Annotated in this window: 10 protein-coding genes; 6 read left to right on the top strand and 4 right to left on the bottom strand. The window is 63.1% G+C overall.

Translation table 11 applies throughout. From position 1 onward, the window contains the following. Positions 1–5 precede the first annotated feature (5 nt). The 3 genes from DNK06_RS04900 to DNK06_RS04890 are packed head-to-tail and all read right to left on the bottom strand — an operon-like array spanning position 6 to position 2,721. Positions 6–758, bottom strand: coding sequence for a maleate cis-trans isomerase family protein (locus DNK06_RS04900; RefSeq protein WP_131178911.1), 753 nt, complete (start codon positions 756–758; stop codon positions 6–8). Beyond that, positions 755–1,576 (bottom strand): alpha/beta fold hydrolase, encoded by an 822-nt coding sequence (locus tag DNK06_RS04895; RefSeq protein WP_131178910.1) that lies wholly within the window; start codon positions 1,574–1,576, stop codon positions 755–757. Before DNK06_RS04895 ends, DNK06_RS04900 begins: the two co-directional genes overlap by 4 nt. Next, positions 1,573–2,721 carry an FAD-dependent monooxygenase gene (locus DNK06_RS04890; RefSeq protein WP_131178909.1) on the bottom strand — a complete coding sequence of 383 codons (1,149 nt, stop codon included), beginning with the start codon at positions 2,719–2,721 and terminating at the stop codon, positions 1,573–1,575. The genes DNK06_RS04895 and DNK06_RS04890 overlap by 4 nt, the downstream gene beginning before the upstream one ends. A gap of 319 nt (positions 2,722–3,040) precedes the next feature. On the opposite strand from DNK06_RS04890, the gene DNK06_RS04885 reads away from it, so the two are divergent. The 4 genes from DNK06_RS04885 to DNK06_RS04870 all read left to right on the top strand — a co-directional run bounded on the left by DNK06_RS04885 (position 3,041) and on the right by DNK06_RS04870 (position 9,180). Continuing rightward, entirely contained in the window at positions 3,041–4,093 is a 1,053-nt protein-coding gene (locus DNK06_RS04885; RefSeq protein ID WP_131178908.1) for a 2,5-dihydroxypyridine 5,6-dioxygenase, read from the top strand. An 88-nt stretch (positions 4,094–4,181) separates the two neighbouring features. Then, positions 4,182–4,631 (top strand): MarR family winged helix-turn-helix transcriptional regulator, encoded by a 450-nt coding sequence (locus tag DNK06_RS04880; RefSeq protein ID WP_131178907.1) that lies wholly within the window; start codon positions 4,182–4,184, stop codon positions 4,629–4,631. 515 nt (positions 4,632–5,146) lie between these two features. Further along, positions 5,147–5,641 carry a (2Fe-2S)-binding protein gene (locus DNK06_RS04875; RefSeq protein WP_131178906.1) on the top strand — a complete coding sequence of 165 codons (495 nt, stop codon included), beginning with the start codon at positions 5,147–5,149 and terminating at the stop codon, positions 5,639–5,641. Then, a complete protein-coding gene (locus DNK06_RS04870; RefSeq protein WP_131178905.1) occupies positions 5,632–9,180 on the top strand; it encodes a molybdopterin cofactor-binding domain-containing protein in 3,549 nt (1,182 codons plus the stop codon). Before DNK06_RS04875 ends, DNK06_RS04870 begins: the two co-directional genes overlap by 10 nt. Positions 9,181–9,186: 6 nt before the next feature. Here the strand turns inward: DNK06_RS04870 and DNK06_RS04865 are convergent, their stop codons facing one another. Further along, the gene (locus DNK06_RS04865; RefSeq protein WP_131178904.1) at positions 9,187–9,834 is read right to left on the bottom strand and encodes a TetR/AcrR family transcriptional regulator; all 648 of its coding nucleotides are present in this window, start codon (positions 9,832–9,834) and stop codon (positions 9,187–9,189) included. Between the two features lie 159 nt (positions 9,835–9,993). On the opposite strand from DNK06_RS04865, the gene DNK06_RS04860 reads away from it, so the two are divergent. Both DNK06_RS04860 and DNK06_RS04850 read left to right on the top strand, forming a co-directional pair. After that, positions 9,994–10,908: an AEC family transporter gene (locus DNK06_RS04860; protein WP_131178903.1), complete on the top strand. Its 915-nt coding sequence runs from the start codon at positions 9,994–9,996 to the stop codon at positions 10,906–10,908. Positions 10,909–11,516: 608 nt separating this feature from the next. Continuing rightward, positions 11,517–12,290: a TerC family protein gene (locus DNK06_RS04850; RefSeq protein WP_131178902.1), complete on the top strand. Its 774-nt coding sequence runs from the start codon at positions 11,517–11,519 to the stop codon at positions 12,288–12,290. The last annotated feature ends 287 nt before the right edge of the window (positions 12,291–12,577 follow it).

Raw genomic sequence — 12,577 nt, 5'->3', positions numbered from 1 at the left:
TCTCCTCAATAAGCGCCGGACAACAGCGCGCCAGCACCCGGCACCACCGGCTCCAGATCCAGCGCCTTGAGCAGGGCGTAGGTGGTGGCGATGGCCGCGGTCACCACTGGCTTGCCGGTTTGCGCCTCGACCTTGGCGACTGCCGCGAGCGAGGGCATCTGCACACAGGCGGAGAGCACCACCACGTCGACCCCCTCCAGGTTCATGCCGGCGACGATACCGGGCAGGTTAGCCGGATCATGGCGGGCCACATCGAGGTTGTCGGGGATTTCCAGGGCACGCCAGTCGACCACCTCGAAGCCTTCCTCGCGGATGTAGTCGACCACCAGTTCAGTGAGCGGCTTCATGTACGGCGCGACGATGGCGATACGCCTGGCCTGCATGACTTTGAGCGCTTCGACCAGGGCGCCGGCGCTGGTGACGACCGGCGAGTTGGCATCGTTGTCGGCCGTTACCTGGCGCAGACGCCGCTCGGACTGGCGGTGATAGCCCAGCCCCATGGCCATGATCGCCACCAGGCAGGCGTAGCCCAGCACATCGACCCTGGCGTCGGACAGCTCCAGCGCGCAGCGATCCGACTCGGCATCCATGGCCGCCAGCTCTTCCTTCTTCACCTGTTTCATGCGCATGCGCGCCGAGTGAAAGGTGAAGCGTTCCGGGCGAATGGCCTGGCGCGCCAGCAGCATCGCCGGAATTTCGGTTTCCATGGTGGTATTGGAGCTCGGCACGATCTGGCCGATACGGTAGAGCCTGTTCATGGCTGAATCCCCTGGCGAATCGGCTGACCGAGAAAGTCGCCGAAGGCAGCGAAGAACCCCTCGAGATCGTCCCAAGGGATCATGTGTCCTGCATCCGCTACGCGAGCGACCTGCAAGTCGGTTTTCAGTTCGCGCAGCTCGGCTTCATCGGCCGGCTCGATGACCCCGCCACGCCCCGCGACCATCAGCAGCGTGGGCTGCCGCACGGCCGGCAGATGCTGGTGAATGTCCACCGTGTGGAACTCTTCGAAAGCCTGCACGATGGCCGGCTCGAAGCAGGTGTGCAGCCACTCGGCGCGCAGTTGCCGTTGTGCCTGGCTCCAGGTCGGGCAGAAGGCCTTCATCGCCTCGGCATCCATGCCCTGCTCGGCCTGGCGGATCGAGTCGACGTACCAGGGCAACTTGCTCGGGTAGGCGCGCCGACCGGGGCCGGACACCGGCGGGTCGATCAACACCAGGCGCTCCAGCCCGGGAGCACCGAGTGCAGCGGCGCGAACGGCGAAGCGCGCGCCCATCGAGTGCCCGAGCAGGCTATAACCCGTAAACCCCAGCGCCGCGGCGAAGGCGAGAATGTCCGCGGCACAGGTGTCGGTGTCATAGGCCAGTTGCGGGCCACTCGACGACAGGCCACGACCACGCACGTCGAGGATATAGGTATCGAACTGGTGCCCCAGCACCTCGCCGACGAAACCCCAGGTGATGGCCGGGCTGGTGATGCCGGGCACCAGCAGCAGCACCGGGCCCTGACCGCCGTAACGCAGGTAGTGCTGGCGAATGCCATTGGCCTGCACGTTGCCGCCGCCGATCAGGGTGCTCATGCCGCTACCCCACTCTTCAGCGGCTGGGCATAGAGGTCGTAACCATAGACCCAGGCAGGATCTTCCTGGGTACGCAGAAAGGTATTGGCATTGGAAACGGCCTGCACGCGCGAGGCCCGCTCCTTGCGGTTGGCCTCATAAAGTTCGAAGGCGGTACGGAAATCCGCCAGCCCGGTTTCCTGCAGGCAGCGGGTGAGCATCGCCGCATCCTCGATGGCCATGCCGGCGCCCTGTGCCATGTGCGGCTTCATCGGGTGGCAGGCGTCACCGAGCAGCACCAGGCGGCCACGGCTCCACAGCGGCAGCGGGTTGCGGTTGCGCAGCGGCCACTTGGTGATGTCCTCGGTGGAGCGGATCAGCTTCTGCACCGTGGGGTGGTACCCCTCGAACGCGGCCAGCATTTCCTCCTGGCTGCTGTCGACGTAGTTGCCCTGGAAATCCCAGGCCTCATGTGGCACTCCCGAGACGAAGTAGTACTCATCGCGCTTGCCGGTGGTGTGGTAGACCATCAGGTGGCGATCATCCGTCCACCACTTCACGCAGGGCTCGAACAGATCGGCGTGACGCACCAGGCTGTCGCCGCGGATCAGCGCGCGGTGCGCCACCCAGCCACTGTAGATGGGCGCTTCGACGCCCAGCAGTTCCTCGCGAATTTTCGAGTGGATGCCATCGGCACCGATGACGATATCGGCGGTGGCTTCGGTGCCATCGGTAAAACTCAGGCGCACCTGATCGCCTTCATCGACGATGCGCTCCAGCTTCTTGCCGAACTGCACCGAGCCCGGCGCGATGCTGTCCATCTGCAAGACATGCATGTCGCCACGATGAACGGTGATATAGGACGCGCCGTACTCGCGACGGGCGAACTCGCCCAGCGGAATGCGCGACAGGTAGTCACCGCTCTCGCCATCGCGGCTGTGCCAGAAATCAGGATGCGAACCCATTTCCTCGAGCGGTTTCTCCAGGCCCATGCGCCGGAAGATCTTCATCACGTTCGGCCCGACGTGAATGCCAGCCCCCAGCCGGGAGAACTCCGGTGACTGTTCGTAGACGGTGACCTCGAACCCTGCCTGCTGCAACAAGGTGGCGGCAGCCGCGCCTCCCAGGCCGGCACCGACGATGGCAATTTTCTGCTGAGCCCCCATGGGCATGTCTCCTCTTCTTGGGTACGACCATGCGGGATGTTCCCGCCAGACAATTACAGTGTATGCACTATATTTTTTTAAAAGTGAAGAGGCCTTTTGCGATTTTTTAAAAACAGCTGTTCGAATGCTAAAAATAGATAAACAACATCACAGATCAGTAAATGTGTAGATAGGTAACGCAACACCAAGAACCTTGCCAACTGCTTTAGCTTGGTGTTTGATCTAGACAAATAGAGTGCATGCTCTATAAATACGCACCGAAAAGCAGCGCAAGGCACCAACCCGGTGCAACCTATTCACATCCACCAGGAGGCATGTCATGCCGGTAAGCGATAGCGAACTGACCCAGATGTTCGAACAGGTGCTGACCCTGTCCAGGGTCGACGCGACCCAGAGCGTCGCCATTCTCAAGAGCCATTACTCGAACCCGCGAACCGTGCGCGCCGCCATGGATGCCGCGCAGCGCCTGAAGGCCAAGGTGTATGCGGTGGAACTGCCGTCCTTCAACCATCCGCGAGCGATGGGCAACGACATGACGGCCTACTGCGGCGATACCGCACTGACCGGCAATCTGGCCGCACAGCGCGCCCTGGAGGCCGCCGACCTGGTCGTCGATACCATGATGCTTCTGCACTCGCCGGAGCAGGAGCAGATACTCAAGACCGGCACCCGCATCCTGCTGGCGGTGGAGCCACCCGAAGTGCTGGCACGCATGCTGCCCAGTGAGGAGGACAAGCGCCGCGTATTGGCCAGCGAAACCCTGCTCAAGCAGGCTCGCAGCCTGCATGTGAAATCCGCTGCCGGCAGCGACTTCCATGCCGATCTGGGACAGTACCCGGCTGTCACCGAATACGGCTTCGCCGACGAACCAGGGCGCTGGGATCACTGGCCCAGCGGTTTCCTGTTCAGTTGGCCGAACGAGGAAAGCGCCCAGGGCACCCTGGTGCTCGACGTCGGCGACATCCTCCTGCCGTTCAAGAACTACTGCCGCGAGCGCATCACCCTGGAAATCGACAAGGGCTTCATCACCGGCATCCACGGCGGTTTCGAAGCCGAGTACCTGCGCGACTACCTGAAGTACTTCAAGGATCCCGAGGTCTACGGTATTTCCCACATCGGCTGGGGCCTCCAGCCCCGCGCCCAGTGGACGGCCATGGGCCTGCATGATCGCAACGACGGCATGTGCATGGACGCTCGCGCCTTCTACGGCAACTTCCTGTTCTCCACCGGCCCGAACACCGAAGTGGGCGGCACCCGCAAGACGCCGTGCCACCTGGACATCCCGCTGCGCAACTGCGACATCTACCTGGATGACCGGGCCGTGGTGCTGGCCGGCGACGTGGTGTATCCCGAAGCCTCCAGAGCCCATTGATCCGTTTCGGGGGCGGCGGGAGCCGCTCCCCGGTAACAACGCTACGCGGTTATACTCGGCACCTTGCGCCTCGAACCGAACCCCTCTCATGTCGACCGACGATTTCCCAGCAGACAGCTATCAGGTGACCGAGCAGATCGGCCATCTGCTGCGCAAGGCCTACCAGCGCCATACAGCGATCTTCCAGCAGAACGCCTGCGACGCACAGCTCACCTCCATCCAGTTCGTTACCCTGTGCGCCTTGCGTGATCACGGCCCCAGCTCTCAGGCCGAACTGATCAAGGCCACCGCCGTCGATCAGGCCACCATCCGCGGCATCGTCGAGCGCCTCAAGGCTCGTGATCTGGTCGCCCTGTCGCCAGACCCGGACGACCGTCGCAAGGTCATCGTCGAACTCACCGACACCGGCCAGACCCTGCTGACCGAGATGATTCCCTGTGCCCAGCAGATCAGCGAGCTGACCATGGGCAGCCTCAACCCGGGCGAACGTATCGCCATCCTCTACCTGCTGCGCAAGATGAACGACAGCAGCGACTGACTCCCCGCACCAATCCGCGGCGCGGTATCAGCAGCCAACCCCATCGATCAGTGCCATGCCATGCGGCGTGGTTTCACGCATTCTGCCGCTCGTCCGTCCAGGTCATGCCGCTGGCCCGTTCTTTACCTACATGATCAGGGTTTCATGTAGCCCGTAGGATGGGTGAAACCCATCAATTTCCGATGGGTTTCACCCATCCTACGACCTACAAGTCGATAGCGGACGTAGGGTGGATGACGCTCTTTTCATCCACCATTGCGATTGCAGAGCGGTGGACGGGTCGGGCCGCGTAGGTGAAGCGTCGTCCACCCTACGAAGGGCTGCTATCGCCTTCTTGCGGACGTACACGAGTAAACGCCCACCGGCCATTATCTCCCTCTGCCGCCTCGCCGCTGGCCCGTTCCTTGCCTACATGATCAGAGTTTCATGTAGTAAGCACTTAATGAACAAAAAACCCTTGCCCTGAGTACAACGGTAACGACGGGACATGGGCCGACGACGTAGCAAGGCATCCCATGGAAAAGAACCTGACCCTGCAGGTGAACGGGAAAACGGTGCAACTGAGCGCCGAACCCCAGACTCCGCTGCTGTACATCCTGCGCAACGACCTTGCCCTCAATGGCCCCAAGTACGGCTGTGGCCTTGGTGAATGCGGCGCCTGCACGGTCATCGTCGGTGGTCGCGCCACTCGCTCCTGCGTGTTCCCCGTGGCCGGTGCCGCAGGCCGCTCGGTGACCACCCTGGAAGGCCTGGGCTGCCGCGAGCGTCCCCATCCGGTGCAGCAGGCCTTCATCACCGAGCAGGCAGCGCAGTGCGGCTATTGCCTCAACGGCATGATCATGACCCTCAAGGCCCTGCTCGATCGCAACCCCAATCCCAGCGACGCAGAACTGCGCAACGAGCTCTCGGCGAACCTGTGTCGCTGCGGTACCCATGTCGAAATCATGCGCGCGGCCCTGCGCGCCGCTGGCCGCCCCGCCGCCCCGCACGGAGAAACCCCATGCGCCTGACTCGTGACCAATGGCTCGAACGCCAGGATGTACTGTTGGTGGTCGATACCATCCAGCCGCCCTCCGGGCCCATGCCCAAAGGCCAGAGTGCCGAAGCCAAGCCCAGGGAACTGGGTTTGTTCCTGGCCATCACGGGCGAAGACCAGGTGTATGCCTTCAACGGCCACGTCGACCTGGGTACCGGCATCCGCACTTCGTTGGCGCAGATCGTCGCCGAGGAACTGAACCTGGATCTGGAGCAGGTGGAGATGGTGCTCGGTGACACCGAACGCGCACCCAACCAGGGCGCTACCATCGCCAGCGCCACCATCCAGATCAGCGCCGTACCGCTGCGTAATGCCGCCGCCGAAGCACGGCGGCACCTGAACCAACTGGCCAGCGAGCGCTGGCAGACGAACAGCGAGCAGCTCACCCTGGAACGCGGCTACTTCCGCCACCCTGACGGCCGCCAGTTGAGCTTCGGCGAACTGGTCGCCGGCCAGCACATCCGCCTGCACATCAGCGGCGACGCCCCCCTCAAACCGGCGAACGAGTATCGCCTGGTCGGCCAGGGCGCCGCGCGTGTGGATATCCCGGCCAAGGCTACCGGTGAACTCACCTACGTCCACGACATGCGCTTGCCCGGCATGCTGCATGGCCGAGTGGTGCGCCCACCGTACGCCGGCTACGATAGCGGCGAGTTCGTCGGCAACAGCCTGCTGGCGGTCGACGAAAACTCCATCGCCGACATCCCCGGCATCGTCGCCGTGGTGGTGATTCGCGACTTCGTCGGCGTGGTCGCCGAGCGCGAGGAACAGGCCATCCGCGCCGCGCAGCAGTTGAAGATCGATTGGAAGCCCTGGACACACAAGCTGCCCGACATGCGCGACGTGGCCCAGGCGATCCGCGATAACCCGCGCATCGCCCGTACCGTGCTGGACAAGGGTGACGTCGAGCAGGCATTGGCCAGTGCCGATCAGCGACTGACCCGCAGCTATCTGTGGCCGTATCAGTTGCACGCCTCGATCGGCCCATCCTGCGCCCTGGCCGATTATCAGGAACAACATTCGCGGGTCTGGTCCGGCACCCAGAATCCTCATCTGTTGCGCGCCGATCTGGCCTGGCTGCTGGAGTGCGATGAAAATCAGATCGAAGTGATCCGCATGGAAGCTGCGGGGTGCTATGGACGCAACTGCGCCGACGATGTTTGCGCCGACGCCCTGCTGCTGTCACGCGCGGTGGGCAAACCGGTACGGGTGCAGCTGACCCGCGAGCAGGAACACCTGTGGGAGCCCAAGGGCACGGCCCAGTTGATGGAGGTGGACGGCGGCCTGAACGCCGATGGCAGCATCAGCGCCTATGACTTTCAGACCAGCTATCCGTCCAACGGCGCGCCGACCCTGGCGCTGCTGCTCACCGGCCGTGTCGAACCGCTGCCGATGATGTTCGAGATGGGCGACCGCACCTCGATCCCGCCGTACGACTACGCGCACATGCGCGTCACCATCAACGACATGGCGCCGCTGGTGCGTGCATCCTGGATGCGCGGCGTTTCCGCCATGCCGAACAGCTTCGCCCACGAGTCGTACATCGACGAACTGGCATTCGCCGCCGGGGTAGATCCCGTTCAATACCGGCTGCAGCACCTGGACGACCCTCGCGCCAAGGATCTGATTCAGGCCACTGCCGAACGCGCCGACTGGCAACCCAGAACCCAGCCACAGCAGACGCCTGCCGAGGGTGACGTGCTGCGCGGTCGCGGCTTCGCCTATGCCCGCTATATCCACAGCAAGTTTCCCGGCTTCGGCGCCGCCTGGGCGGCCTGGGTCGCCGATGTGGCCGTGGACAAGCGCACCGGCGAGGTGGCGGTTACCCGCGTGGTGATCGGCCACGACGCCGGCATGATGATCAACCCCGAGGGTGTGCGTCATCAGATCCACGGCAATGTGGTGCAGTCCACCAGCCGGGTACTCAAGGAGCAGGTGCAGTTCGAGGAATCCCGGGTCGCCAGCACCGAATGGGGCACCTACCCGATCCTGACCTTTCCCGAAGTGCCTGCCATCGATGTGATGATGATGCCAAGGCAGACGGAGCCGCCCATGGGCAGCGGCGAATCGGCTTCGGTGCCGAGCGCGGCGGCCATCGCCAATGCCATCTATGACGCCACCGGCCTGCGCTTTCGCGAGTTGCCGATCACCGCCGAACGGGTTCGCGCCGCACTCAATGGTGGCGAAGCAGGCGGCGCCGCAACGCCAGCTTCACCCGCCGCCAGCAAGCATGGCAAATGGTGGCTCGGCGGGTTGGCCGGGGTGTTTGGCGCGACGCTGGGGCTGCTGACTACCGCCCTGCCCTGGCGTGCGGAAATCGCTCCAGTGGCACCAGCGGCATCGGCAACCTGGTCTGCCGCCACCCTGGAGCGCGGTCGCCTGCTGGCGGCCGCTGGCGACTGCGCGGTTTGCCACACCGCCCCGGACGGCGTCACCAACGCCGGCGGCCTGGCCATAGATACGCCCTTCGGCACGCTGTACAGCACCAACATCACCCCGGATCGTGAAACGGGTATCGGCTCCTGGTCCTTCGGCGCCTTCGAACGTGCCATGCGCGAGGGCATCAGCCGTGATGGCCGCCACCTGTACCCGGCCTTTCCCTATACGGCGTTTCGCAACATCAACGACACCGACATGCAGGCGCTATACGCCTACCTGATGTCGCAAACACCGGTGAAGCAGCCAGCCCAGGCCAACCGGATGAGCTTCCCGTTCAACATCCGCCCACTGATGGCCGGCTGGAACGCGCTGTTTCTCGGGCGTGGCGAGTACCAGGCCGACACCACGCGCAGCGAGCAATGGAATCGTGGCGCCTACCTGGTCAACGGCCTGGGCCACTGCGCGGCCTGTCACTCGCCACGCAACCTGCTGGGGGCAGAAAAAAGCGGCCAGTCGTTTCTCGCCGGCGGCATGGTCGATGGTTGGGAAGCACCGGCACTCAGCGGCCTGCGCAGCAACGCCACACCCTGGACGGAGGCCGAGCTCAGCGACTACCTGAGTAGCGGCTTTTCCGAGCGCCATGGCGTGGCGGCAGGGCCCATGGGGCCAGTGGTCAGCGAACTGGCGACGTTGCCCAAAAGCGATGTGCAGGCCATCGCCAACTACCTGATATCGCTCGATGCGCCCGCACCGCAGACAACGACCGCAAGCACCGCCAATGCACCCGATGCCCTGGCGCTGGCCCGCGGCCAGCGCACGTTCGAAGGTGCCTGCCAGGCCTGCCACAGCGATGGTCTCGGCCCCAAGCTGTTCGGCGTGAGCCCGTCGATGGCAGTCAACAGCAACGTGCATAGCGCGATACCGGACAACCTGCTGAACGTCATCCTGCATGGCATCGACAAACCAGCCACCCCGGAGCTGGGCTACATGCCGGCCTTCAAGGACAGCTTCAGTGATCGCCAGGTGGCGGAGCTGGTCGCTTATCTACGCCACCGCTTCGCCAGCGAACGCCCGGCCTGGAACGGCCTGACCGAGAAAGTTGCCCATGTCCGCGCCAACCCCGGCAGCCACTGATCACCGTCAACCGTGCACGCGGCGCAGGCCACGCAGCACCAGATCGCAGATGAAATCCAGCCAGCGCTGCTTCTGTTCGGCAGTGGCCAGGCCGTCGTCGAGAAAGCAACTGAGGGTGTGCAGGTTGGAGTTGTAGAAGTAGCACAGCGAGGCAATCATCAGGTAGACGTGGTTGAGCTCGATATCCTCACGGAACAGCCCCTGCTCCTGCCCTGCCCGGATGATCGGCTGCAGCACGCCGACGGCCTTGCCGGACAGCGCGCGCAGGTTGCCGGACTTGCGCGCGTGCACGCCCTTGAGCAGATTTTCCGTGCCCAGGATGGTGATGAACTCCGGGTGCTTGAGGTAATAGCCCCAGATGAAGGTAACCATCTGGCGCACGGCCTCCTCGGGTCGGCTCAGGTCGAAGCGCTGACGCGCCTCGGCGCGATTGAAACGCTCGTAGATGGACTCCAGCACGCAGACGAACAGCTGATCCTTGCTGCCGAAGTAGTAATAGATCATCCGCTCGTTGCACTTGGCCAGGCTGGCGATCTGCTCGGTGCGGGCTCCGGCATAGCCCTGGCGGCTGAACAGGCTGACGGCGGCCTTGAGAATCGCCGCACGGCTGCGATCGGCCTGGGCGACCCGGGTGCCGCTCTTGGGCTTGTCCATGGGTACTCCGCAGAGGAAAGGGAAGCGAAGTATGCGTCATCGGCAACATCCGCTCCAAGACGCTCACCTGGCTGCGACGCGTCTACCCCACCACCCCGACGGCTTGCATGATCGGCAAACGCTGGCGAAGATAGGCGCCCACCACCACCGGGGGCTCCCGTGACTGACCTGCTTCTGGCCCTCTGGCCACTCTTCGCGCTGATCGTCAGCGGCTATGAACTGCGTCGTCGCGGCTTCCCCAGCGAAGCCTTCTGGCCCGGCGCCGAGCGTCTCAACTACTTCATTCTGTTCCCTGCCCTGCTGTTCAACAGCCTGGCCACCGCGCCACTGGACAACCCGCAACTGCCGCGTCTGGCATTAGCCGTGCTGCTCGGCCTGGGTATCGCCTGGCTGGCACTGTTGATCGTGCGCCGTCTGCGTGGCTGGCCGGCGGCGCGCTTCGGCGCGTTCAGCCAGGGCATCCTGCGTTTCAACACCTACCTGGGCCTGGCTGCAGTGGGCAGCCTGTTCGGCCAGCCAGGCCTGACCCTGGCCGCGCTGATGCTGGCGCTGATGGTGCCAGCGGTCAACGTGCTGTCGGTCTGGTCGCTGACCGCCGAGCGCGGCGTCAGCGTGCGCAGCCTGTTGCTGCCGATCATCCGCAACCCTCTGATCCTCGCCTGCCTGGCCGGCGCCCTGGTCAACATCAGTGGCCTGGGTCTGCCTGGCGGCAGCGACCGCCTGTTGAGCCTGCTCGCCGCCGCCAGCCTGCCACTGGGTTTGCTGTGCGTCGGCGCGGCGCTGAAACCGGAACAGCTGGGCGGCGAAGTTCCAGCCCTGGCCTGGAACAGCCTGCTGCGCCTGCTGCTGATGCCGCTGCTGGCCTTCGCTGTCGCTTATGCACTGCAACTGCCTGCGATGGAGAGCACCGTGCTGGTACTGTTCTTCGCCCTGCCTACCGCGCCAACCTCTTACGTGCTCACTCGCCAGTTGGGCGGCGATGGAAATCTGATGGCGGGCATCATCACCCTGCAGCATCTGCTCGCCGCCGCTTCGCTGGTAGGGATGCTCTATCTACTGGAGCGCGTGCTTTAGAATCTGTTCATGATCTTCAAGGCAGGTTTCTGGTATTTAGGCAGCAAAGTGGCGCAAGCGGACGGTCGTAGGATGGGTGAAACCCATCGGAAATTGATGGGTTTCACCCATCCTACGGGCTGGTGGATGAAAAGAGCGTCATCCACCCTACATCTGCTTACGCCTTGTAGCAGCCCACGCATGTCGTTCACCCCGAACTTCACGAGTACGCAAGTAGGTCGTAGGATGGGTACAACCCATCGGCAGTTGATGGGTTTCACCTGCACGGCCCGACCCATCCTACGGGCTACCAGATATAGATTTCCTAGTGGGCAATAAATGTCCAAGAGCCTGCTGGCGGTCATCCCTGATACCTTCGGCCCGTACCTGCGGCCTATCTGCTGATCGGCCTGGCGAAGATCGAGTTCGCGACCTGCAACGTTTCACCCTGAAGTGGGCAGCACTGCTGTGCATGACCATCCTGGTCACGGCACTGGTACTGGGTGTATTTCCACTATTTGGTAGCTGACGCGCGAACATTTTGACGAAATTTTCACACCACTGGCGCTAGAATTCGGCCTCTTGGCCGCATTAGCGCCAGGCATTCAATCACCTGCAAGGAACCTCTAATGGAATGGCTGACCAACCCGGAAATCTGGGTTGCTTTCTTGACTCTGACTGCTCTGGAAATCGTTCTGGGCATCGACAACATCATCATGATCGCAATTCTGGTCAGTCGCATGCCGGCACACCTGCAGGCGCGCACCCGCTTCTTCGGCCTGGCCCTGGCCATGGTCACGCGTATCCTGCTGCTGCTCTCCATCACCTGGATTATGCGTCTGACCGCCGACCTGTTCCACGTCTTCGGTCAGGGCATCTCCGGCCGTGACCTGATCCTGTTCTTCGGCGGTCTGTTCCTGCTCTGGAAGAGCAGCAGCGAGATCTATCACAGCCTGGAAGGCGAAGAAGAAAGCATGGATCAGCCCAAGGGCGCGGCCAAGCACTTCATCGGTACCATCATCCAGATCGCCATCATCGATATCGTATTCTCGCTGGATTCGGTGATCACCGCGGTCGGCATGGTTTCCCATGTGCCGGTCATGGTCGCCGCCATCGTCGTTGCCGTACTGGTGATGATGCTCTGCGCTGGCGCCATCAGCGACTTCATCGAGAAGCACCCGAGCCTGAAGGTGCTGGCTCTGTCGTTCCTCATCGTGGTCGGTACCGTACTGATCGCCGAAAGCTTCGAAGTTCACGTGCCGAAGGGCTACGTCTACTTCGCCATGGCCTTCTCGCTGGGCGTGGAAGCCTTGAATATCCGTCTGCGTACCGCCCGCCGCCGCAAGGAAGGACTGGACGACGTAGAGCCGGTGAAACTGCGCAAGGACATTCCTGGCCAGTAATCGGCTTACGCTGATGCAACATGAAAAACGGAATCTACTCAGAGCGTGTGAAAACCCGCTGATGTAGGTATTGGCACCCGGCAAACGCCCTGACATCGTTCGGGGCGTTTTCTTTTGTGCGATTCAGAAGGTCACCACCGGACTTTTCAGGCGAGCATCTCGATCATCCGGCGCGCCCCCAGCACCTTGATGGCTCGCTTGAGGTTGTATGCCTGCACCGCCAGTGACATTTCCGCACGCACTCTACTGGCTCCGTTTTTCATGGCTGACAAGAAAAGGCGCACACC

This window comes from Phytopseudomonas daroniae (genome assembly GCF_004327285.1).
GTDB lineage: Bacteria > Pseudomonadota > Gammaproteobacteria > Pseudomonadales > Pseudomonadaceae > Aquipseudomonas > Aquipseudomonas daroniae.
Note: the sequence above shows the minus strand (reverse complement) of the source record. Positions and strands in the feature narration are given on the sequence as shown.

Coding starts and splice junctions, on each gene's coding strand:
- DNK06_RS04870 (WP_131178905.1), top strand. CDS start 5,632: ATGCGCCTGACTCGTGACCAATGGCTCGAACGCCAGGATGTACTGTTG.
- DNK06_RS04875 (WP_131178906.1), top strand. CDS start 5,147: ATGGAAAAGAACCTGACCCTGCAGGTGAACGGGAAAACGGTGCAACTG.
- DNK06_RS04850 (WP_131178902.1), top strand. CDS start 11,517: ATGGAATGGCTGACCAACCCGGAAATCTGGGTTGCTTTCTTGACTCTG.
- DNK06_RS04880 (WP_131178907.1), top strand. CDS start 4,182: ATGTCGACCGACGATTTCCCAGCAGACAGCTATCAGGTGACCGAGCAG.
- DNK06_RS04885 (WP_131178908.1), top strand. CDS start 3,041: ATGCCGGTAAGCGATAGCGAACTGACCCAGATGTTCGAACAGGTGCTG.
- DNK06_RS04900 (WP_131178911.1), bottom strand. CDS start 758: ATGAACAGGCTCTACCGTATCGGCCAGATCGTGCCGAGCTCCAATACC.
- DNK06_RS04890 (WP_131178909.1), bottom strand. CDS start 2,721: ATGGGGGCTCAGCAGAAAATTGCCATCGTCGGTGCCGGCCTGGGAGGC.
- DNK06_RS04865 (WP_131178904.1), bottom strand. CDS start 9,834: ATGGACAAGCCCAAGAGCGGCACCCGGGTCGCCCAGGCCGATCGCAGC.
- DNK06_RS04895 (WP_131178910.1), bottom strand. CDS start 1,576: ATGAGCACCCTGATCGGCGGCGGCAACGTGCAGGCCAATGGCATTCGC.